Source organism: Streptomyces sp. CNQ329 (assembly GCF_000482585.1).
Genome location: NZ_AXVU01000030.1, coordinates 17,222 through 37,978 on the forward strand (window position 1 = coordinate 17,222; position 20,757 = coordinate 37,978).

At 75.6% G+C, this 20,757-nt stretch carries 19 protein-coding genes; 7 read left to right on the top strand and 12 right to left on the bottom strand.

The genetic code is table 11. The features are described from left to right. Window positions 1-49: 49 nt before the first annotated feature. Window positions 50-784 carry a pentapeptide repeat-containing protein gene (locus tag I003_RS0120300; protein WP_199784329.1) on the bottom strand — a complete coding sequence of 245 codons (735 nt, stop codon included), beginning with the start codon at window positions 782-784 and terminating at the stop codon, window positions 50-52. 73 nt (window positions 785-857) lie between these two features. Here I003_RS0120300 and I003_RS0120305 point away from each other — a divergent pair, with 73 nt between their 5' ends. The 4 genes from I003_RS0120305 to I003_RS0120320 all read left to right on the top strand — a co-directional run bounded on the left by I003_RS0120305 (window position 858) and on the right by I003_RS0120320 (window position 5,281). Continuing rightward, the gene (locus tag I003_RS0120305) at window positions 858-1,847 is read left to right on the top strand and encodes a zinc-binding dehydrogenase (RefSeq protein ID WP_027773188.1); all 990 of its coding nucleotides are present in this window, start codon (window positions 858-860) and stop codon (window positions 1,845-1,847) included. A 278-nt stretch (window positions 1,848-2,125) separates the two neighbouring features. After that, on the top strand, window positions 2,126-2,650 hold the full coding sequence (locus tag I003_RS0120310; RefSeq protein WP_051368352.1) for a PH domain-containing protein: 525 nt from the start codon (window positions 2,126-2,128) through the stop codon (window positions 2,648-2,650). Beyond that, window positions 2,647-4,305, top strand: a complete 1,659-nt coding sequence (locus I003_RS0120315; protein ID WP_027773190.1) for a PH domain-containing protein — start codon at window positions 2,647-2,649, stop codon at window positions 4,303-4,305. Before I003_RS0120310 ends, I003_RS0120315 begins: the two co-directional genes overlap by 4 nt. Window positions 4,306-4,534: 229 nt before the next feature. Then, window positions 4,535-5,281, top strand: a complete 747-nt coding sequence (locus I003_RS0120320; RefSeq protein ID WP_027773191.1) for a phosphotransferase — start codon at window positions 4,535-4,537, stop codon at window positions 5,279-5,281. 28 nt (window positions 5,282-5,309) lie between these two features. Here I003_RS0120320 and I003_RS0120325 read toward each other — a convergent pair whose 3' ends face one another. After that, window positions 5,310-5,798, bottom strand: coding sequence for a GNAT family N-acetyltransferase (locus tag I003_RS0120325; RefSeq protein ID WP_037721261.1), 489 nt, complete (start codon window positions 5,796-5,798; stop codon window positions 5,310-5,312). Further along, a complete protein-coding gene (locus I003_RS0120330) occupies window positions 5,795-6,568 on the bottom strand; it encodes a class I SAM-dependent methyltransferase (RefSeq protein WP_027773193.1) in 774 nt (257 codons plus the stop codon). Before I003_RS0120330 ends, I003_RS0120325 begins: the two co-directional genes overlap by 4 nt. A 460-nt stretch (window positions 6,569-7,028) precedes the next feature. Here I003_RS0120330 and I003_RS0120335 point away from each other — a divergent pair, with 460 nt between their 5' ends. Beyond that, the gene (locus I003_RS0120335) at window positions 7,029-7,550 is read left to right on the top strand and encodes a GNAT family N-acetyltransferase (protein WP_027773194.1); all 522 of its coding nucleotides are present in this window, start codon (window positions 7,029-7,031) and stop codon (window positions 7,548-7,550) included. A gap of 52 nt (window positions 7,551-7,602) precedes the next feature. On the opposite strand, the gene I003_RS0120340 is transcribed toward I003_RS0120335, so the two are convergent. Continuing rightward, on the bottom strand, window positions 7,603-8,382 hold the full coding sequence (locus I003_RS0120340) for a class I SAM-dependent methyltransferase (protein ID WP_027773195.1): 780 nt from the start codon (window positions 8,380-8,382) through the stop codon (window positions 7,603-7,605). Window positions 8,383-8,748: 366 nt separating this feature from the next. Between I003_RS0120340 and I003_RS0120345 the strand changes: the two genes are divergently transcribed. Continuing rightward, window positions 8,749-9,771, top strand: a complete 1,023-nt coding sequence (locus tag I003_RS0120345) for a hypothetical protein (protein WP_486584305.1) — start codon at window positions 8,749-8,751, stop codon at window positions 9,769-9,771. A 6-nt stretch (window positions 9,772-9,777) separates the two neighbouring features. Here I003_RS0120345 and I003_RS0120350 read toward each other — a convergent pair whose 3' ends face one another. Together I003_RS0120350 and I003_RS32725 are read right to left on the bottom strand one after the other, a co-directional pair. Then, window positions 9,778-10,014 carry a hypothetical protein gene (locus I003_RS0120350; RefSeq protein WP_027773197.1) on the bottom strand — a complete coding sequence of 79 codons (237 nt, stop codon included), beginning with the start codon at window positions 10,012-10,014 and terminating at the stop codon, window positions 9,778-9,780. Continuing rightward, entirely contained in the window at window positions 10,011-11,414 is a 1,404-nt protein-coding gene (locus tag I003_RS32725) for an amidohydrolase (RefSeq protein ID WP_486584306.1), read from the bottom strand. Before I003_RS32725 ends, I003_RS0120350 begins: the two co-directional genes overlap by 4 nt. A 208-nt stretch (window positions 11,415-11,622) precedes the next feature. Between I003_RS32725 and I003_RS0120360 the strand changes: the two genes are divergently transcribed. Continuing rightward, a complete protein-coding gene (locus I003_RS0120360; protein ID WP_018840305.1) occupies window positions 11,623-11,796 on the top strand; it encodes a thiazolylpeptide-type bacteriocin in 174 nt (57 codons plus the stop codon). Window positions 11,797-11,889: 93 nt separating this feature from the next. Here the strand turns inward: I003_RS0120360 and I003_RS0120365 are convergent, their stop codons facing one another. The 6 genes from I003_RS0120365 to I003_RS0120390 form a co-directional block, all read right to left on the bottom strand. Continuing rightward, entirely contained in the window at window positions 11,890-13,959 is a 2,070-nt protein-coding gene (locus I003_RS0120365) for a TOMM precursor leader peptide-binding protein (protein WP_027773198.1), read from the bottom strand. Beyond that, the gene (locus I003_RS0120370) at window positions 13,956-14,711 is read right to left on the bottom strand and encodes an ABC transporter permease (RefSeq protein WP_027773199.1); all 756 of its coding nucleotides are present in this window, start codon (window positions 14,709-14,711) and stop codon (window positions 13,956-13,958) included. The genes I003_RS0120365 and I003_RS0120370 overlap by 4 nt, the downstream gene beginning before the upstream one ends. 62 nt (window positions 14,712-14,773) lie before the next feature. Beyond that, window positions 14,774-15,697, bottom strand: coding sequence for an ABC transporter ATP-binding protein (locus I003_RS0120375; RefSeq protein ID WP_027773200.1), 924 nt, complete (start codon window positions 15,695-15,697; stop codon window positions 14,774-14,776). A 61-nt stretch (window positions 15,698-15,758) separates the two neighbouring features. Continuing rightward, a complete protein-coding gene (locus tag I003_RS0120380; protein WP_027773201.1) occupies window positions 15,759-16,874 on the bottom strand; it encodes a M50 family metallopeptidase in 1,116 nt (371 codons plus the stop codon). Beyond that, entirely contained in the window at window positions 16,871-17,938 is a 1,068-nt protein-coding gene (locus I003_RS0120385; RefSeq protein WP_027773202.1) for a lantibiotic dehydratase C-terminal domain-containing protein, read from the bottom strand. The genes I003_RS0120380 and I003_RS0120385 overlap by 4 nt, the downstream gene beginning before the upstream one ends. After that, the gene (locus I003_RS0120390) at window positions 17,935-20,754 is read right to left on the bottom strand and encodes a lantibiotic dehydratase (protein WP_027773203.1); all 2,820 of its coding nucleotides are present in this window, start codon (window positions 20,752-20,754) and stop codon (window positions 17,935-17,937) included. The genes I003_RS0120385 and I003_RS0120390 overlap by 4 nt, the downstream gene beginning before the upstream one ends. Window positions 20,755-20,757: the final 3 nt, after the last annotated feature.

Genomic DNA, 20,757 nt, shown 5'->3' on the forward strand with positions numbered 1-20,757 from the left:
CTCCCCGCCCTGGGGACCGCATCGGCGACGCCTTCACCCGGCCGGGTGTTCAGGGACGCTTCCGCGGGTCGTCCGGGGGGCGGACCTCCACCCCCACCTGGGCGGCGAAGGCCGGGGCCAGGGCGAGGAGTTGTTCCGGGCTGATGACGGCGCCGGACAGGCGGTCCACGCCGCGTTCGAGGGTGAGGTCCGCCGCGCGGCGGAGGTCGACGTCCGTCAGGCGGGCGCCGGAGAGGTCCGCGCGGTGGATCGTGCAGCCCTCGAACGCCACCCGCTCCAGGCGGGCGTCGCCGAAGTCCGGTTCCACCAGGACGCAGTCCTCGAACAGGACGTCCGTCAGACGCGCCCCGCGCAGGTTCAGGAAGTCCGCCTTGCCGCCCCGCACCACCACCCGCTCCAGCGTCGCACCGTGCACCTGCACGCCGCCCAGCCGGGTGTCCGTCAGCTCCACGTCCCGCAGGGTCGCCCCCGCCAGGTCCGTGCCCGCGCCGCGCACCTCCTCCAGAACCGAGTCGATCAGCCGTGCGTTCGGCAGCCGGGCCGCGTCCAGCACGCAGCGGCGCAGCGCGCAGTCCATGAAGCGGGCCCCCGCGCCGTCCGCGCCGGTCAGGTCGAGCCCGGAGAACTCCAGCGTGTCGTAGTCCCCGTCGGGCTCCAGGTCCGCCACCCGGTACCCGCCCGCCTCGCCCCCGTCCACCGCCCCGTACCGCCTGAGGGCCGCCGGGAGCCGCACCTCCGGCCGTCGCGGCGCCTTGATCGTCTTCCGCCTCGTCATGCGGCCCATCGTGACGTACGGCACTGACAGCGCCTCCCGTCCCGCTTGACCTGAAGTTCTGTTCACGTTGTCTGCTGCTGTCATGCATGCCATACGACTTCACGCCTTCGGCCCCGCCGAGAACCTCGTCCACGAGAAGACCGACGACCCCGTGCCCGGCCCCGGCCAGGTCCGCATCGCCGTCGCCGCCGCCGGGGTGCATCTCCTCGACACCTTCCTCCGCGAGGGCCGGACCGGCGGCCCCATGCCGCCCGCCGACCTGCCCACGATCCCCGGCCGCGAGGTCGCCGGCACCGTCGAGTCGGTGGGCGACGGCGTCGATCCGGACTGGCTGGGCCGGCGCGTCGTCGCCCATATCGGGCTCGTTCCGGGCGGCTACGCCGAGCTGACCGTCACCGAGGCCGAGCGGCTGCACGCGCTGCCGGACTCCCTCGACGCCGCGGAGGCCGTCGCGATGATCGGCACGGGGCGGACGACGATGGCGTTCCTGCACTTCGCCGCGGTGACGCCCGACGACGTCGTGATCGTCACGGCCGCCGCGGGCGGCGTCGGCTCGCTGCTGGTCCAGCACGTCCGCAATCTCGGCGCGTACGTCGTGGGCCTCGCCGGCGGCCCCGAGAAGACCGTGCGTGTACGGGACCTCGGTGCGGACGCCGCCGCCGACTACACCGACCCGGCCTGGCCCGGCCGCGTACGCGCGGTCCTCGGCGACCGCCGGCCCACGGTGCTCCTCGACACCGTCGGCGGCACCGCCGCCCGTGCGGCGGCCGGCCTCCTCGCGCCCGGCGGGCGGCACCTGGTGCTGGGCTGGTCGTCGGGCACGCCGCTGGAGTTCACCGACGCGGAACTCGCGGAACGGGAGATCACGTCGGTCAACGTCCTCGGCCCCGACTGGCTCAGCCGCATCGGCGGCGAGAACCCGCTGCGGCGGATGGAGGAGGCCGCGCTGACGGAGGCGGCGACGGGGCGGTGGACGCCGCTGGTGCAGCGCTACCCGCTGGCGCGTGCGGCGGAGGCGCACCGGGCTCTGGAGACGCGGGGGACGGTGGGGAAGGTCGTCCTGGAGCCGTAGGGCGGGCCGTGGGGCGCGGCCTACGGCCGGGGCGTCAAGCGGTCCGGCGGTCGCGGCGGTCGGGCGGTCCCTCTGTCGGGCGGGCGGCCCCTCGGTCGGGCGGGCGGTCGGGGGGCAGTCGGGCGGGCGGCTGCGGTCACATGCGCGGGGAGGGCGGCGGCGGTGGCCGCGTTTCCGGCCCCGGCGGGCCCCTCCCGGGGCGGTACGGGCCCGTCGCCGCGGCCGGAACGCCACGTACCCGGCGTTACCTCCGCGCGGCAGGACGTACCGTTCAGATCGTGGGCGTAGATCGAGAGGGCGGGATACCGGATCCGGCGGAGCCGCGGCTGCGGCCACCGCAGCACCGGGTGGACCGCCGGGCCGTCGCCTGGTGGCGTACGCGACTGCTGCTGGCGGCCGCCGTGCCGGTCGCGGTGCCGGCGGTGCTGGGCGCGCTGGTCGGGCCGGCCCGGTTCTGGCTGCTGGCGGCGGGTGCCGGGGTGGCCGCGGCGGGACTGGCTGCGGGGTTCGGGCTGCCGGCGTGGTACTACCGCGTGCACCGCTGGGAGGTCACCGACGACGCGGTGTACGTGCGTACCGGCTACTTCTGGGTCGACTCCCGGATCGCGCCGATGTCGCGGATCCAGACGGTGGACACCGAACGCGGGCCGCTCCAGCGGCTGTTCGGACTGGCGGCGGTGACGGTGACGACCGCGTCGGCGAAGGGCGCGCTGCGGATCGAGGCGCTGGACCACGAGGAGGCGGCGGAGCTGGCGGAGCAGTTGGCCCTGGCGACGCAGAAGACGCCGGGGGACGCGACGTGACGGACGCGGGCACCGGCACGGGCGCGGGCGGGCCCGCGGAGCGCACCGCGGCACCCGCCGGAGCACCGGACCCGGCGCCCCCGGCTCCGCGCCCGCGGTCCCCCGGCGCCGCCCCGCCGGACCCCGCGGCCGGCTGGCGCCGCCTCGACCGCCGTTCCCTCCTCGTCACCGCCCAGCTCCTCCTCGGCGCCGCCTTCGGCGCCGGGGTCCCCGTCGGCGCCGGGCTCGCCGCGCACCTCGGCCTCCGTGCCGCGGTGGCCTGGGTGCTGGCCGGGAGCGCGCTGCTCGTCGCCGGCGGGCTCGCCGCGGACGTGCTGCGGCTGCGCCACACCCGCTACCGCGTCGGCGCCGACCGCGTCGAGCTGCGTACCGGGGTGCTGTTCACCACCCGCCGCTCCCTGCCCCGCGACCGGATCCGCACCGTCGACCTCACCGCGCATCCGCTTCTCCGCCTCCTCGGGCTGGTCAAGATCCGTATCGGCACCGGCGACCAGACCGCCGGCGGCGAGTCCGCGCTGCAACTGACGCCGGTGCGGCGCGCGGAGGGCGAGTCGCTGCGCCGCGCGCTTCTGCGCCGGGGCGCGACCCCCGGAGCGGCCGACGACGACCCCCGGCTCGCCGTCCTCTCCCCCGGCTGGATCCGCTACGCCCCTCTGTCCTTCCTCACCCCCCTCCTGGCCTTCACCGGCTGGGGCGCGGTGATGCAGGTCAGTCAGTGGTTCGGCGCCGAGGAGACGGTCGTCGACTGGGTACGGGAGACGGTCAGCCCGCTGCCGGCGCTGTGGACGGTGCTGGCCCTGGGGACCATCGCGCTGGTGGCGGGCGTCGTGGGGTCGCTCGGGCTGTGGGCCGAGATGTGGTGGGGCCACCGGCTGGAGCGCGAGCCGGACGGTACGCTGCGCGTCCGCCGCGGGCTGCTGACGACCCGCTCGATATCGCTGGAGGAGGCACGGCTGCGCGGCGTCGACGTCGTCGAGCCGCTGGGGGTGCGGCTGTCGGGCGCGGCCCGGGTGGAGGCGATCGCGACCGGCCTGTCCCGAAAGGACAGCGAGGAGAGCGACCTCAGCACCCTGCTGCCCGCCGCTCCGCGCGCCGTCGCGGACGGCGTGACGGCCCGGGTGCTGCGCACGCCCGTCGCCCTGACCCGGCCGGAGCTGGCCCCGCACCCGCGGGCCGCGCTGGCGCGCCGGCTGCGGTGGGCGCTGGGCGCGGCGCTGGGGGCGGCGGCGGTGCCGGCGGCGCTGGGGGCGGCGCTGTCGGTGCGGGGGCTGGTGTACGCGGGGGCGGTGACGGCGGCGGTGCTGCTGCCGGCGGCGGCGCTGCTCGCGCGGGACGCGTACCGGAGCCTGGGGCACGGGCTCGCGGGGCCGTATCTGGTCGTGCGCAGCGGCACCCTGCGGCGCTCCACGGTGGCGCTGCGGCGGGACGGCGTGGTCGGCTGGACGGTGCGGCAGTCGCTGTTCCAGCGGCGGGCGGGGCTGATGACGCTGCGGGCGACGACGGCGGCGGGCGCGCAGGCGTACGCGGCGTACGACGTGGGAGAGGCGCAGGGGCTGCGGTTCGCGGAGGAGGCGGTGCCGGACCTGCTCACGCCGTTCCTGGTCGCGGGCGGCGGCGCGCAACGTCCCGTACGGGACGGGGGAGATGCCCGGTGACGCGGCCTGTCCGACCGGTGGCCGCCGGGTCCACGCCCGCCCTTCCGGACGGGCTCGCGGCGCCGGCCCCCTCCCCGGGTCCCGGCCTGGACCGTCATGGCGGGAGTGCCTCCGGACCGAGGGCGGCCTGCCGCGGAGGGCGCCCGGGGGCCCGTACCGGCGGGCCGCCGGGCGGTCCGCCGCGATAACCCGGCGACGCCGGCGGCCGGCCCCCGGATACTGGTCGTCCATGGATGAGGTCGAAGTCGTCGTCGCCCACTCCGAGCGCACGACTCTGCGCGTCGGCGACGTGTTCTTGAAGGTGGACACCGATCAGGCGCGGAACGACGCCGAGGTCGAGGCGATGGCGCTGGCGCCCGTCCCGACTCCGGAAGTCCTGTGGCGCAAGCCGCCGGTGCTCGCCCTCGCCGCGCTCCCGGGGACGGCGCTCGGCCGCCTCGGTGAGCCGTCGACCGCGCCCCCGTCGGCGTGGGCCGCGGCGGGTGCCGCCCTCCGGAAGCTGCACGAGGCGCCGTTGCCGCCCTGGTCCGGCCGGCGCCGCCGGGACCCCGGGGAGTGGGCGGCGGAACTCGACGGCGAATGCCGGCTGCTCGTGACGAACGGGATCCTGCCCGCCGACCTGGTCACCCGCAACCGCGAGATCGCCGAGGCGGCGATCCGGCCGTGGACGCCGGCGTTCACGCACGGCGATCTGCAGATCGAGCACGTCTTCGTCGACGGCGACGAGGTCACCGGCATCCTCGACTGGTCCGAAGCGGGCCGGGGCGACGCCCTGTTCGACCTCGCCACCTTCACGCTCGGCCACGAGGAACACCTCGGGGACGTCCTCGCCGGTTACGGCGCGGACGTCGACGTCGACATGATCCGGGCGTGGTGGTCGCTGCGAAGCCTGCTGGGGGTCCGCTGGCTGGTCGAGCACGGCTTCGACGCGTTCGCGCCGGGCTGCGAGGTCGACGTACTGAAGTCCCGGATGTGAGTCACGCGGCCCGCACCGCCCCCGTGCCCTACGGGGAGTCCAGCGCGTAGACCGTCACTGTGTGCCCCATAAAGGTTTCTTCCCGCCGCGGCTCGAACCCCAGCCGCTCCGCCACCCGCACCGACGGCGTGTTCGCCGGGCGGATCAGCGAGACGAAGTAGTCCTCGTTCAGCGTCGCGAACCCCCAGTCCAGGCAGGCGCGGGCCGCTTCCGTCGCGTAGCCGTGGCCCCAGGACCGCGCCGCGAGGGTCCAGCCGAGCTCCACCTCGTCCAGTTCCGCCCAGTAGTTCAGCCCCACCCGGCCGATGAACTCCCCGCTGGACTTCAGCTCGACGGCGCACAGCCCGTGGCCCCGTTCCGCCCACTGCCGCTCGATCGAGACCAGCCGTTCCCGCGCCTGTTCGGGCGAGTACGCGCCGACGAACCTGTTCACCCGCTCGTCGGCGTGCAGCGCCACGAACGCGTCGACGTCCTCCGTCGTCAGCGGGCGGAGCAGGAGCCGTTCGGTCTCGATCATCCCGCTCGGCCTCCCGTGGCGGCGCCCGCCACGGCGGTCACCGCCAGCGCCGTGTACCCCATCACGAAGCTGCCTCCCAGGTCGTCGGCCGCCGCCGCCATGGCGTCGAGCAAGGCGGTCCGCTGGGCGGGGTTCAGGAGTGCCATGCCGCCGCCCGTGGGGACTTGGTCCAGCCATGCGTCGCGGGTGTACGTGCACTCCCACTCGTAGCGCCACTCCTCCGGTTCGCCGAAGGCGCCCGCGGCCCGGATGCCGTCCGCCGTCTTGTCGACGATCGCCGTGTAGCCGCCGAGGGCGGCGCCGCTCCAGGGGTTGAGGGGCGCGTCCGGGAGGGCGTCGCGGAAGGCGGACTCAAGGACCCGGGCCACCTCGGGGGCGGGCCGGGAGACGTTCCAGAACACGGCGAGCCTGCCTCCGGGGCGCAGCACCCCGGCCGCCTTGGCGGGGCCCGCGACGGGGTCGATCCAGTGCCAGGTCTGGCCCGCGACGACGGTGTCGAACCGGCGGCCCGCCGGGTCCCACTCCTCGAACGGGGCGACTTCGACGTCCAGTCCGGCTCCGCGCGCGTACGCGGCCATGCGCGCGTCGACGTCGAGTCCGAGCACGCGGCAGCCGGCCTCCGTGAGCTGGCGGGCGACGATGCCGGTGCCCGTGCCCACGTCGAGGACCTCACGGCCGCCGTCACCCGCGAGACGGGCGATCAGGCCGGCCGGGTAGCGGGGGCGCGTGCGGTCGTAGCGGGCCGGGTCCGTCCCGAAGGACTCCGCCATGACGCGGGCCCGGTGCGGCTCCTGCTCGAAGGTCCCGGGCGTGCTGCCGGCAGGCCGGCGGCCCGCGCCTTCCCTCGGCTGGGACGGGCCGCTGTCCTCGGCCCCGGACGGTGATATGGGCATACGCCCAGCTTAAGGGGGCGCCCGCCGTCGGCCTCGTCGTTTCCCGCGACGGCCTGCGCGCCCGCCTGCGCCGCGCCCGTCCGACCGGGGTTGCCGCTGCTGACCCCCCGGCGCCCGGGGCGAGTCCGCCGTGTAGGGTGGCGTCCGCCGTGTTCGTACGGGAGAAGACAGGGAGGTGAGGTTGATGACCGCGCTCAGGGCCACCGTGCGCAGCGTCCGGGTCTCCCTCACGTCCCGGGCCGTGGCCTGACCTCTCCCCCGTCTCCGCCCGCGCCGGGAGCGTGAGCCCGCGGGGCACCCACACGAACACGACCACGGAAACGGATACACCTCCCTCATGGGCAACACCTGGATCACGCGCGCCGAGACGCGCGCGGACATCCCCGTCATCCGCGAGATCACCCTCGCCGCCTTCGGCCGGGAGCACGAGGCCGACGTCGTCGACAAGCTGCGCGCCGACGAGTCCGCGTGGATCGAGGGCCTGTCCCTCGTCGTCGCGGACCCCGCGGCCGACGGCACCCCGGTCCTCGGGCACATCCTGCTCACCCGCGGACACATCGGCGACACCCCCGCGCTCTGCCTCGGCCCCGTCTCCGTACGGCCGGAGCGGCAGCGTGACGGGGTGGGTTCCGCGGCCGTCCGGGCGGCGCTCGCCGCCGCGGCGGCGCGGGGCGAGCGGTACGTCGTCCTGGTCGGGCACCCGGAGTACTACCCGCGGTTCGGCTTCACGCGGGCGTCCGCGTACGGCATCCGGCTCAGCGTCGAGGCGCCGGACGAGGCGGTGATGGCCCTTGCGCTCGACGAGGCCCGCCCGCTGCCCGGCGGCCTGATCCGCTGGCCGGCGGCGTTCGGTATCTGATTCCCACCGGTACGGGGCGCGCGGCCCCCGCGCGTCCCGTACCCCCCGGCGCTCAGGCCGGCTTGCGGGCCTCGAAGAGCGTCCGCGAGCTGTGCGCGACGAACGGGCCCCGGGCCGCGATCAGTTCGTGCATCTCCCGCAGCCGCGGCCGGTACGCCTCCACCGTGAAGCCCGGCACGATCCAGATCACCTTGCGCAGGAAGTACGCCACCGCTCCCACGTCGTGGAACTCCATCCGCAGCCGCTCCGTCCGCACCTGAGCGACCTGAAGCCCGGCCGCCTGGGCCGCCGCGCGCTCGCGCACCGGGTCGCGGCTCTGCCGCGCCTCCTCCGGCTGCGGACCCAGGAAGTACTCGACCAGCTCGAAGACGCTGGCGGGACCGACGTGTTGCGCGAAGTACGTCCCGCCGGGCCGCAGGACCCGGGCGATCTCATCGAAGTACGGCCTCACGGGGTGCCGGCTGACCACCAGGTCGAACGCACCGTCCGCGAACGGCAGCGGCGGCTCCTGCGGAGCGGCGACGACGACGGTGCCGAGGGGGTGCAGCAGGGCCGTGGCCTTCGCGACGTTCGGCGGCCACGCCTCGGTGGCCACGGAGAGCGCCGGGCGCACCGGCACCCCGGCGAGGACCTCGCCGCCGCCGGTCTGGATGTCCAGCGACGCTCGCGCGTCGGCCATGCGCGCGCCCATGGCCCGCTGGTATCCCCAGGAGGGTCGTGCCTCGGTGGCACGGCCGTCGAACCAGGAGAAGTCCCAGCCGTCGGTCGGGGTTGCGGCGGCCTCGTCGAGGAGGCGGTCGAAGCCGGAATCGGAGGCGGGGTCGGAGGTCATCGGGCGATCGTCGCAAACCGCGGGGAAGAGGGCGACCGGATAAGAGTGCCGCGGCCCGCGAGGCGTGCACGGCGATCCCGGCCCTCTCCCTCCGCACCGCCGGGGGCGGGGCCCGCGGTGGCACGGGTTCCGCTATTCCGCACCCGATGAATTCACCGAGGGCGCCCGCGAATTCGGAAGATCATGAACTCTGGCATCGCCCGCCACTCGCATTTCATGGTCTGCCTCGGGTATGCATGCCAAAGCGCGCTCCGACGTGACAAATTGTCGTTACGCCGAAGTTCACCCTGCCGTGGCGACGGCGCGGAAACATGGGGCCGACGACCGACGCGCTCGTCGCACAACGCTCAAAGCAGGAGGCTCGCCGTGCACAGCAATGAAATGGGAGTTTTCGGGGTCTCCCCCGCGGAGGAGCACCTCTACCGGCATTTCCTCCGGCACCCCGATTCCCCATCCGAAGACGTCCACGTGAAGCTCGGCATCCCTCTGCACGAAATGGAACAGGCCATGACCCGCCTGGTCCGGCTGCGGCTGCTCAGACCCGGGGATCGGCCGGGATGGTTTGTTCCCGTCGATCCGGAGCAGGTTGTGGCGCGGCTCACCGAGATGCGGCTGCGCGAGATGTACCAGGAGATCCAGCGGCTCACCCAGAGCCGGCACGTGCTGACGACGCTGCGCGCGGAGACCGCGGCGTCGGCCGACGGCAGCCCCGCGGGCGGCGCCTACGGCGGGGAGCACGGGGTGGAGGAGATCGTCGAGCGCGAGGACCTGATCAACCGGGTCGAGGAGCTGGTCTTCTTCGCCCGGGAGGAGATCGCCTCCGTCGAGCCCGACTTCCACCTGATCACCGACGAGATACTGAAGCGCCGCGCGGTGGAGTGGCGGGCGCTGAAGCGCGGGGTGCGGCGGCGGCTGGTGCTGCGCGCGGGATCGTTGCGGCATCCGCGGGTCTCCGGGTACGTGCGCGAGCTGCTGGGCCGGGGCGGCGAGGTACGGGTGGTCGAGGAGATCTCGGACCAGCTCGTCGTCTACGACGGGCAGGTGGCCCTCATGCCGAAGGACCCGAAGAACGTCGACCAGGGCGCGTTGATGGTACGGGGGCGAGGGCTGGTCAGCACGCTGTCCGGACTCTTCGAGAAGGTGTGGGAGCAGGCGGAGGACGTCTCCGTCGAGCTGCGCGAGCCCGCGGACCCCGAGCCCGGCCTGTCGGAGGCGGAGCTGAGGGTGCTGCGGACCATGTGCGAGGTGGGCAAGGACGAGACCGGGGCCCGGGATCTGGGTGTCTCCGTGCGTACGTACCGCAGGCACATCGCCGACGTGCTGCGCGTCCTGGGGGCCTCCACGCGGGCGCAGGCCGCTCTTCTCGCCCGTGAGCGCGGCTGGGTGTGACCGCGGTCAGCGCTCCACCGACCAGCCCGTGCACGCCGGATGCGTCAGGACCTCGCCCGCCACCGTCGTCGCCCCCGCCTCCGGCACCGCCAGCCGCAGCCTGATCCGCTCCGACTCCACCCGCAGCCCGTGCGGCAGGTGGGCCCGCAGCAGCCACAGCAGCCGGACCGCCGTCGTCTCGGCCGGCGGGGCGTCGAAGCCCTCGCGTACGAACGCCACTTCGACCGACCCGCCGCCGCTCATCGGCCCGCCTCGTCCGGTCCGACGGGTGCCGTGTCCGCGCCGTCCGGGCCGCCACGGTCCCCGGCCGCCCGGGCCGCCCGGGCTGTCCCGGCCGTCCGGGCCGCCCCGACCGCCCCCGCCGGCCGCGGCACCGGCGCCCCCGTCGACTCGGGGGGCTCGGGCGGCTCCGGCGCCCCCGGCGTTCCCAGCGCCCGCCGCGCCGCCGCCGTCAGCGCCGCGATTCCCGTCTCCAGCGACGTCCGCAGGTCCGGCGCGAACCGGGGTGAGTGGTTCCCCGGCACCGGCCGCCCCGTGCGCGCCGCTTCGCGGCGGGCCGACGCCGGGACGGTGCCCAGCATCCAGTAGCCGAGCCGGACGCCGGCGGCTCCGTGCACCTCCGCGCCCGCGGGGCCGTACCAGGCGAAGTCCTCCGCCGCGGTGGCCGGTTGCCAGCGCAGCACCCGGCCCGCGGACAGCGCCGCGACGTGGGCCGCCCGCAGCTCCGCCGTCAGCCCCGCGTCGGGCAGCAGGGTCCGCGAGCGGGCCCGTACGGTCACCTCCGGCGCCCGCGGCGCCCCCGCCGCCTCCGCCTCGCCGGCCAGCACCCGGCGTACGCCGGCCAGTAGCCGGTCGAGGGTGCCCTCGTCGAACGCCCGCAGGCTGATGCCGAGTTCGGCGCGGTCGGGGATGACGTTCGCCTCCGTGCCCGCCGCCAGCCGGCCCACGGTCAGCACCGCCTGCTCGGCCGGGGCCCGTTCGCGGGCGACGAGTGCCTGGAGGCGCAGCACGGCCGCCGCCGCCGAGACCACCGGGTCCACCGTCAGGTGCGGCGCCCCGGCGTGGCCGCCGGTGCCGTGCAGCACCGCGTCGACGGCGACCGTGCCGGCCAGCAGCGGGGCGCCGTCGGTGTGCGCGACGACGCCGGCGGGCAGCGGCGCGGTGTGCTGGGCGAGAACCGCGTCGGGCGGCCCGGTGAGGTCGTAGAGCCCGGCGCGCAGCATCGCCAGCGCGCCGTCGAGCGTCTCCTCGGCCGGCTGCCCGACGATCGCCACCGTGCCGCGCCAGCCCTGCGTGTCGCGTGCGAGCAGCCGGGCGGTGCCGGCGAGCGCGGCGAGGTGGACGTCGTGGCCGCAGGCGTGGGCGACGCCGGGGACGGTGCTGGCGTAGGACAGTCCGCTGTCCTCCGTCACGGGCAGCGCGTCGAGTTCCGCGCGCAGCAGCACCGTCGGGCCCTCGCCTCGGCGCAGCAGGCCGACGACGCCGTGGCCGCCGACGCCGCGGGTGACGGCGTAGCCGTCCTCGGCGAGCAGACCGGCGAGCACTCCGGCGGTGCGCTCCTCGGCGCCGGACAACTCGGGGCGGAGATGGACGTCGAGACAGCACTCGACGGCGGACCGCAGGACGTCCGCGGGTACGGCCATGCGCGCCACGCTCCTCATCCGGGCGGCTCCAGCCTGCCCCACGCCGTGATCAACGCGGACTCAGCCCCCTGTCGCCGGGTGTCAGCGAAGTGACAGTGAAACGCACGCGCCGGTGCCAGCGGCCGTCGTTTGAATGACTGTGACAACAACCGGATCCGCCGCTCTCGGGCGGCGGGCCCGGCCTCCGGACACGGAAGAAGGAGTACCCATGGCTGACAAGGCGCTCTCCACCCTCGCCGACGAGATCCTGGAGCTGGAGTCGGAGACCTTCGAGATCTCGGACTACTCGGACCAGGCCGAGGTCGTCCTCGCCGGCTCGACCTCCTGCTCGTCCACCTCGACCTGCTCCAGCACCACCAGCACCACCTCGTGCAGCGCCTGACGTCACGTCGGTAACGCCGCACCCCAGGCAGCCCTCGCGGGACGGAGACGATCCTCCCGCGAGGGCTGCGGTGCGCCGCGGTCCCGGCATCCGCTACGGGAACGGGTGCGGCACCGTCCGCAGCCCGTCCCTCCCGGCCGCCGCCAGCATCCGCGGCATCCGCAGCGCCCGCTGCCGGTGCCAGCCGAAGTCCAGCGGCAGCAGCCCCGGTGCCAGCGTCGCGACGGTCCGCAGGCCCACCGCCCGCTGCTCGGGCGTCGTCTGGTCCACGGCCACGGCATCGTGCCCGTGCGCCGCCAGCGCCTCCACCAGCAACCTCAGGTCGTCCCGGAGATCCAGCGTCGCCGGGCGGGTCCGCGCCCAGTCGGCGTAGACGGCGGCCGGCTCCAGTGCGGGGTCGCCGGTCAGGAAGTCCCCGGCGTGCGCGGCCATCCGCGGCAGCCCGTAGAGCTGGGCGTGGTCCTTCAGTTGCCGCACGCGCCCGAAGTCCTCGGCCATCGCCTCCAGTTCCGCGCGGCGCTCGGCCACCTGGTACGGCAGGTGCGGGATGTACGTCAGCACCTCGCTGAGCGCGCCGGTCAGCGCACCCGCCGGATCCAGGCCGGCGGCGGCGCCGAAGGACAGCAGCCCGGGGCCGCCGTCCTGGCGCACGGCCACCGCGGTGATCACCGGGATGCCCAGATCGCTGCGGGTGTCGAAGGCCCGTACCTCGTAGCCGAGGAGCGCCGCGCGGTCGAGCATGCCGCGCACCCGCGGGTCTCCGGTCGCGCGGGGGTCGACGCGGGTGAAGGGGGCGCGCGCGTACCAGGCGAGGAGGAAGGCGTCGCGCTCGATCAGCTCCAGCAGCCCGTAGAGCGCGGCCTCGGCGAGGGTGCCGCCGGTGGCGCAGCCGTTGGAGCACTCGAAGACGAAGTTGTCGGACGGCAGCCCGGCGCTGTAGTGCACCAGCCGGGCGGGGACGAGCACGGGGCTGTCGTCGCGCAGGCGGTGGCCCCAGATCCAGGGGATGGGACGGGCCGGGTCGAAGGGGTCGACCATGGGATCGTCGCGGTACGTCTCCGGGGCGTACAGGCCGGTGCCGCGGGGGTCGACGACGGTGTCCTCGCCCCACTCGGCGGCGAGTTCGTCCAGGGAGGCGGTGACGGGCCGCAGGCCGCGGCGGGCGTGGGTGCCGGCGTAGCGCTCCAGGCCCTCCAGGTAGGCGAGGGTGCGGCTGGTGGCGTACGCGTCGGCCTGGCCGGAGAAGGTGACGTCGTTGAGTCCCGCGTAGCCGCGGACGAACGCACTGCCGGAGATCGGCGCGGTGGTGGTGGAGGCGGGGTTGAGGTGGGTGGTGGAGCCCAGGGCGCCGCAGACGGGGTTCGCCAGGGCCGCCTCGGGCAGGTCGAGCGCGGCGAGCGGGGTGGAGCGGTAGACGTCGGGGGCCGGCTTCGGGGTGGGTGCGAGGTCCATCCGGCCGTGCTCGGGCGCGTCGTCGGCGGGCGTGACGCAGACGGGGCAGAGCGGCTCGGGGAGCAGCGGGAAGGTGGCCAGCGCGAGGGTGCCGAGGTCGACGCGGGTGACGCGGGCGAGCCCGTCGGGCGAGCGGCGGCCGGCGACCGCGCGGCACACGGCCCACACGGCGTCGGCGACGTGGTCGGTCAGCACCGGCCACGCCGTGCCGCCTTCGGGCACGAACCCGCCCTCCAGCGCCTCCCGTTCGGAGCGCGTGCGCAGCCGCTGCCAGCGCATGGCCAGGCACCGGCCGCAGGCGGGCCGCGGTGCGGGCGGTCCGCCTGCGGCCGGATTCCGGCCGGCGCCCCAGGGGCCGACGAGCACCGCACGCGAACTGAGGTGCACGGTGGCCACGGGACGCTCATCCGGCCACGGGTCGCGGCCGGGGTGCAGGGTGTCGGCTGCGCCGAGGGGCACGACGAGGGGGAGTGCGAGGCGGGGACCGTGGGCGGCGCGGAAGCCGCCCGCGCCCGCGGCACCGTGTGCGCCCTCCAGGGCGCCTGTGCCGTCGCCCGTGCCGTCGCCGTCCGAGCCGCCGGCGCCGCCGTCGCCGTCGCCGGCCGCCCAGCGGCTCCGCAACGCCTCCGCCAGCCAGGTCCTGGCCGCCTCGAACGGGGCCTGCGCCCCGTCCCGTACGGACTGCGGCCGCTCCGCCGCCGGCGCCGTCATGTGCGGTCGCTCCAGCGGAAGACCCGGAACGCCACGGCCCCGAACACCACCGCGAACGCCGCCAGCCCGCCGCACGCCACCGCGATGTCCGCGCCGCCGCCCGCGTCGGTCAGCGCCGCCGACACCCCGTCGTTGAGGTGGCGCAGCGGCAGCACCCAGCTCATCGCCTGCATCCACGACGGCATGGCGTCGAGGGGGTAGAACGAGCCGGACAGGAACGCCATCGGCACCATCAGGAAGTTCGCGACCGCCGCGACGGCCTCCGGGGTACGGGCGTAGGAGCCGACGATCGCGCCCAGCGCCAGGAACGCGGTGATCCCCAGCACCAGCACCGGTATCGCCAGCGGCCAGCCCGCGGCGAGTTCGAGGCCCAGCACCGGCAGCAGCGCCACGGCCACGAACAGCACCGCCTGCACCAGGCCGATGCCCACGGCCAGCACGTAGCGCGACCCGAGCACCGAGGCCAGCGGCGTCGGCGTCATCCGGATCACCCGCAGGATGTCGTCCCGGCGCCACTGCATCAGCACGAACCCGACGCCGAAGACGGCCGCGTTGCCCACGCCCCAGGACAGCACCCCGGGCGCGATGTACGCGATGTAGGGCCGGCCGCTCTCCTCCACCTCCTGGCCGTGGAAGATCAGCCCGAAGACGACGAGGAAGAGCAGCGGGAAGGCGAAGGTGAAGAAGAGCGTGGTCTTGTCCCGGGTGTACGCCCGGTAGCCGGCCTCCGCCAGCGCGGTATAGGCACTCATGGCATCTCTCTCCGATGGCTCCGAGGGCTTCGAAAGCGAAGGGCCGTGGCGGCGGTCACCTGTCAGTCCTGGCCGGTGAGCTGGAGGTAGACGTCCTCCAGACTGGCGGTGCGGGTCCGTACCCCCTGCAGCCCCGCGGCCTTCTCCACGGCGGCGAGCACCGGCCCGGCGTCCTCGGTGCGCAGCACCAGGGCGTCGGACTCGCGGGTGACCTCGGTGACGCCGGGCAGCACCCGCGCGTCCTCCTCGCTCAGCCGCTCGGCGGGCACCAGCAGCCACACCGACGTGCCGCCGCGGGCGACGAGCCGGCCCGGGGTGTCCAAGGCGGTGACTTGGCCGCGGTTGATGATGGCGACGCGGTCGCACAGCGCCTCGGCCTCGTCCAGGTGGTGGGTGGTGTAGACGATGGTGCGGCCGGCCCGCTTGAGGTCGCGCAGCACCTCCCACAGGGCGCGGCGGGCCTGCGGGTCGAGCGCGGCGGTCGGCTCGTCCAGGAAGATCAGCTCGGGTCCGTGCACCAGCGCGGAGGCGATCGCGAGACGCTGGCGCTGCCCGCCGGAGAGGTTCTCCACCCGCACGTCCGCCTGCCCGGTGAGGCCGACGAGGGCCAGGGTCCGGTCGGCGGCGGCGCGTTCCGCCCCGTAGAGCGCGGCCATCGTCTTCAGGTGCTCGTACGCGGTGAGCCGGACGAAGAACGCCGACATCTGCGTCTGCACGCCCAGTTGCGGCAGCAGCGCGGTGTCCCGGGGCCACGGCGCCCGGCCCAGCACCTCGACCACACCGCCGTCGGCCTCCCGCAGGCCCTCCATGATCTCGACGAGCGTGGTCTTGCCGGCGCCGTTGGGCCCGAGGATGCCGAAGAACTCGCCGCGGCGCACCGTGAACGACACCTCGTCCACCGCCCGCAGGTCGCCGTAGCTCTTGCGCACCGCCTCCAGGCGGACGGCCGGGGGCAGGCCGGCGGGGTCGTCGGTGTCGGTCGTCACGGCGTTCTCCTTCGGGGGTTCCGCGGCTGCGGGTACCGCGCGGGGTTCGGGGGTCATCGGTCTACGCCGCCTGCACCACGGCGCGCACCAGCAGCACCAGCACGGTCGCCAGCGCCCCGACCGTCAGCACCGTGCCGGCGGCGTAGCCGAGGTAGACGGCGCGGGCGCGGCGCGGGTAGGCGGCGGCGTCCGGGGAGCGGCGCACCGCCAGGGAGAGGTACGTACGGCTGGACTCGGCGAGCCGCAGGCCGCCGAGGAGGTGGCCGGCGATGGTGTAGCCGTCGAGCGGCGGGAGCGGCACCAGCATCGCCGCCGCCTGGAGCACGCCGAGGAAGAGCAGTCCCGCGAGGCCGTCGCGGGTGGGTCCTTCGGGGGCGAGCAGCCACCAGCAGAAGAAGGGCAGCAGGAAGAGCAGGTTGGCCACGGCTCCGGCGCCCGCGACGACGATGCGGGAGCGGCGGCCGGGCAGGTACAGGAAGTCGTCGACCCGGCAGTACATGATCACCACGGGCAGCCGCCAGCGCAGGCCGATCTCCCCGACCCGGCCGCCGTAGTGCCGCGCGGCGACCCCGTGCGCGAGTTCGTGCAGGGCGGTGGAGAGCCACAGCGCGGTGGCGACGGCCACGAGCAGCACGGGCCGGGTGAACACGGCGGCGGCGCCGTCGACCAGTTCGCGCGGGTGCAGGGCGAGCACCAGCAGCATCGCGCCGAGCGCCGCGAGCAGCACGGTTCCCCAGACGCGGCCCAGGAGGAAGCCGGTGGCGCGGTGGAGGCGGCCGGCGGTGGCGTGGGCGTCGGCGACGAGCCGTACGCTGCCGGCCAGCAGGTGACGGGCGGGCGGCCGGTCGGGCTCGGCCGGACGCTCAGGGCGCGGCGCCCCGTCGAGCAGGCCGCGTCCGCCGAGGAGCTGGAAGAGCCGGCTCCAGTGGGCGTCGCCGAGCCGCTTGCCGAAGGCCGCCGCGTACGCGCCGCCCAGCTCCTCGACCGTACGGGAGCCGTCCATCCGTACCATCAGGAACCGCTCGCGCGGCCCCACCTCGAAGGACTGCCCGGTGGCGGTGTCCTTGACGAGATGCACCGTCCGGGGCCCGTGCAGCAGCTCCTCGCTGACCAGCACCTCGGGGCGCAGCCGGGGCCGGTGGGCGGCGAGCGCCTGCGACGTGCCGGCGCCGCTCACCGCGCGCTCCCGGCGGCCGGCTCGGCGGCCCGTGCGTGCAGCGCCCGCGCCAGGACGTGGGAGAGGTACGCCTCGTCCTGGATGGTCACGTGCAGCCGGTTGTTGGTCATGTGCATGTACGGGGAGAGCAGCCGTTCCAGCGCCTCGTCCGGGTCGTCGACCGGCTCGTCCCGCGTGCCGTCCCAGGACCGGAAGACCAGCTCGCCCCGCCCGGCCAGCTCCGTCACCCGGTCCCGCAGCTCGCGGCAGTGCTCCGCCCAGCGGCCCAGCAGCGCGGGCAGCGTGCCCTCGCCCGCGGCGGCGGCGCGGATGCGGGCGTGCCAGGTGAGCAGCCCGGGGGCGACCTCGTCGGCCTTGCGCTCGTACTCGGCGCTGCCGATGAATCCGGTGTCGGGGAACGCGCGGTGCCAGAAGGTGTAGTAGCGGTCGAGGAAGTCCGCGAGGCGGTCGTCCTCGGGCAGGAACGCGGTGGACATGATCAGCATGAGCTGCGCGGAGGTGCCGAGCAGCACGGTGCGCAGGTGCAGGTTCTTGCCGCGCAGCGCGTCGCACACCAGCTCGCTGGAGCGGGCGAAGTGCCACTCGGCGAGCGCGACGCCGGCCGGGCCGCCGTACTTGCCGTACTCGGGCTCGTACGGCAGCCAGGCGCGGGAGTTGTTGGGGCGCAGGTTCATGCGGCCCTCGGCGTCGGTGTAGCCCGCACGGTCCTCGGGGCGGAACTCGATGTCGAAGAGCTGGTTGTAGAACTCGTTGAGGAAGCCGGAGTCGACCTGGTAGAGCGCGGGGCGCTCGGCGAGGAAGGCGTCGACGGCGCGCTCGGCACGGGCCCGTACCTCCGCCTCGCACCCGGGAGAGGAGGGGCGGAGGCGGAGGCGGACGTGAGGCCCCTCCAGCCAGTAGTTGATGAAGAACCAGCCGTCGAGGAGGCCGTCGTCGTGCAGCTCGCGGACGAGCGGGCGGACGCACTGGAGCAGCAGCGGGACCGGGTTGGCGGCGTAGTAGACGTGCAGGGCCTGCCAGTCGCCGGGGGACGTCGCCGGGCGGGGCGCGGGCTGGTCGGTCACGGGGTCTCCCCTTCTGCGGTGCCGGACGGCGCGGGCGCCGTCTCCACGGCCAGTTCCACCACGTGGCCGCCGTGTTCCGTCGTCAGGTACGGGCCGTCCTCGTCGGGCAGCGCCTCGCGGAACGTCACCCGGGCGGCGTCGCTGCGCAGCAGTCCCTCGAAGGCCAGCAGCGACAGCGGGCTGTCGAAGTCGACGTACTGCGGCTTTGCGCCGGTCGCGCCGCGCGCCGCGTCGTCCTTGACCATGGCGTACACCCGGGCGGGCAGGCCGTGGCGGCGGCGCCAGCGGTGCCACGCCAGCAGCCACCCGGCGTCGCCGGTGCCGGCGGCGCGCGGCGGGAGCGCGGTCGCGGGGGCGCGCCAGGAGCGGCGGGCGAGGACCAGGCGGCCGTGGCGTACGCGCGGCCGGTGGGTGACGCCGTCGTCGGGCTCGCCCTCGGGGACGCCGGCCCAGACGTCGACCGGGGACATCGAGGTCGGCGAGAGCAGGAGCAGGGTGCGCGGGATCTCGGGGAGCGCCAGCGGCACGAGGTAGCCGAGGTAGACCGGGATCACCTCGCGGCCCAGCCGCGCCGAGCGCAGCACCAGCCGGTCGGTCGCGGGGTCGTGCTCCAGGCTGAGGTCGTCCAGCGCGATGCGCTGCGGCTCGGGTACGGAGCTGGTCTCGCCGGGGCAGACGATCTCGTAGTCGGTCAGGCGGCCGTGCAGATTGAGGTTGCTGGTCACGGGGCCGCCGGTGACCTCGGCGAAGACGGCGCCGGACGGCTGGAGTTCGCGGGCCCGCGTGCGCAGTTCGGCGGAGAGGCCGCCGTGCGGGCCGGCGCCGTCCCCGAAGCAGTGGGTGAAGCGGCTGAACGGGAAGTGCAGCCCGCCGTACGAGCGGTTGAGCACGACCAGCGGCTCGGACCCGGCGAGCTGGACGTGGTGGCTGTGCAGGGCCGGCTCCGCGGGGAGCGCGGCCAGCTCCGCGGCGACGGCGTCGAAGAGGTCGGTGCCGAGGACGAGTTCGGCGCCGCCGTCCGTGCCCGCGTGGTCCTCCCAGCGGGCCCGTACCCCGGCGTGGAACGCGCGCCGCGCGGCGTCCAGCGCCCGGAGCTGCGGCAGCCCGAGCCAGTTCTCCTCCGGTACGTACTCCCCCTTCTCATCGAAGGGTGTGCGGCGCGAGGTGAACGACAGGTACTGGTCGAAGAAGTCCTCGTGGAAGTCGTGGATCAGCTTCAGCAGGTCGGTGCAGCGCCCGCCGGCACCGTAGCGGGCGAGGAAGAACCCGCGCAGCGTCAGCCGCTGCGGCAGCGTCAGGTCGAACGCGGGCAGCACCCGCTCCACCGCCGCCAGCGGCCCGGCCAGCGCGTCCACGAGCCCGGGGGCGGCGGCACCGGCGCCCCCGGCCGCGGGCCCCGTGCCGCCGGCCCGTCCGGCGCCGGGGGCCGTCACCTCCGGCGCCGTCGTGTCCTCGTACAGCACCGTGCGCGGCACCCGGGGCTCCGCCACGCCCAGCTCCCGCTGCACCCCGGCCAGCCGCCGCCGCAACTCGCCCAGCAGCTCGCGCCGCTCGGCGGGCGCGGCGGCCGGGTACCGGGCCAGCAGCTCCGCCGGGCCGTCCAGCGCGGCGGCGACGTCGTCGGCCCAGGGCCGGTCGAGCGCGCGCAGGGCGCGCTGGAAGGCGCCCAGCGGGTCGGTGTCGTGGGCGCGGAGGTCGAGGCAGGGCACGCGGACCATGCCGACGTCGAGCAGGGCGGCCAGATACGTGTCGACGGCGTCGCGGTCCGCGTCCAGATCGGCGCCGAGCCAGTCGGCCAGCTCCCCGTAGCGGACGGTCTCCCGCTTCTCCAGCAGCCCGAGCATGCGCTCCAGCACGCCGCTGCGGCGCAGGAAGAAGAGCTGGTCCTTGACGGTGTCGAAGGTGACGGCGGTGTCGTCGTCCCCGGCGGTCACGAAGCGGCGCACGTAGCGCACGCGGTCCTCGTCGCGGCCCCAGCCGGGCGCGGGCGCGACCGGGAGGTCGGCGCGGCGGCGGGGGTCGGCGAGCACGGCGTCGGCGAGCCGGCCGACGGCGAGGACGTTGAGGCGGGGATGGCTTCGGGGGGTGTAGGGGCCGGTGAGGCGGAGGGAGGCGGGGGTGCCGTCCGCCGGAGCGGCGGTGTCCGTGAGGCGGCCCAGGGCGACCGAGGTGAAGGCGGCGAACGGGCTCGTCTTGCACGCCGTGCGGTACAGGTAGGCGAGCAGCGAACGCTCCACCTTCCGCGTCCGCTTGTCCGCGCGCGCCGGGTCCGAGGCGGCGAAGGCGTCGAGCTGCGCGTCGAGGACGGGCGAGGCCAGCAGCACGCCGCCGCGCAGCCGGTCCTCGTCCAGGACCGCGCGCAGCGCCTCCCGGGTACGCAGCAGTTCGCCGCTGAGCAGCTCCTCGCCCGCCGCCAGCTCGTCGTCGAGCCGGGTCCGCAGCTCCAGCCAGCCGCGCAGCGGCTCCGCGACCTGCGGCGCGAGCCCGGTGACGAGCGCCACCGCGGCCCCGGGGTCGGCGGGGCGGCGTCCGTTGAAGACCTCCCGGCGCAGCCGCAGCAGGTCGCGCCGTGTCCCCTCGTCGTCGCGCCCGGTGACGAGCTCGTACAGCCGGTCGCCCAGGGGCCCGGCGCTCTTGGCCAGCCGCGCCTCGGCGGCGAGCACGCCGTCGGCCCAGTCGCGTACGGCGGGCGAGCGCAGGGCCCGTACCGTCTCGGCGGGCAGGCCGGCGATCCGGGCGAGGAACCGCGGCCCGAGGCCGGGTGCGCCCGCGGACCGCGCCGCGTCCGCGCCGGCCGGTGCCGTCTCCGTCGTCATTCC

Bases quoted from the DNA above. Each gene is read 5' to 3' on its own strand.
- I003_RS0120300 (WP_199784329.1), bottom strand. From the start codon at position 784: ATGGGCCGCATGACGAGGCGGAAGACGATCAAGGCGCCGCGACGGCCG.
- I003_RS0120305 (WP_027773188.1), top strand. From the start codon at position 858: ATGCATGCCATACGACTTCACGCCTTCGGCCCCGCCGAGAACCTCGTC.
- I003_RS0120320 (WP_027773191.1), top strand. From the start codon at position 4,535: ATGGATGAGGTCGAAGTCGTCGTCGCCCACTCCGAGCGCACGACTCTG.
- I003_RS0120325 (WP_037721261.1), bottom strand. From the start codon at position 5,798: ATGATCGAGACCGAACGGCTCCTGCTCCGCCCGCTGACGACGGAGGAC.
- I003_RS0120330 (WP_027773193.1), bottom strand. From the start codon at position 6,568: ATGGCGGAGTCCTTCGGGACGGACCCGGCCCGCTACGACCGCACGCGC.
- I003_RS0120335 (WP_027773194.1), top strand. From the start codon at position 7,029: ATGGGCAACACCTGGATCACGCGCGCCGAGACGCGCGCGGACATCCCC.
- I003_RS0120340 (WP_027773195.1), bottom strand. From the start codon at position 8,382: ATGACCTCCGACCCCGCCTCCGATTCCGGCTTCGACCGCCTCCTCGAC.
- I003_RS0120350 (WP_027773197.1), bottom strand. From the start codon at position 10,014: ATGAGCGGCGGCGGGTCGGTCGAAGTGGCGTTCGTACGCGAGGGCTTC.
- I003_RS32725 (WP_486584306.1), bottom strand. From the start codon at position 11,414: ATGGCCGTACCCGCGGACGTCCTGCGGTCCGCCGTCGAGTGCTGTCTC.
- I003_RS0120360 (WP_018840305.1), top strand. From the start codon at position 11,623: ATGGCTGACAAGGCGCTCTCCACCCTCGCCGACGAGATCCTGGAGCTG.
- I003_RS0120365 (WP_027773198.1), bottom strand. From the start codon at position 13,959: ATGACGGCGCCGGCGGCGGAGCGGCCGCAGTCCGTACGGGACGGGGCG.
- I003_RS0120370 (WP_027773199.1), bottom strand. From the start codon at position 14,711: ATGAGTGCCTATACCGCGCTGGCGGAGGCCGGCTACCGGGCGTACACC.
- I003_RS0120390 (WP_027773203.1), bottom strand. From the start codon at position 20,754: ATGACGACGGAGACGGCACCGGCCGGCGCGGACGCGGCGCGGTCCGCG.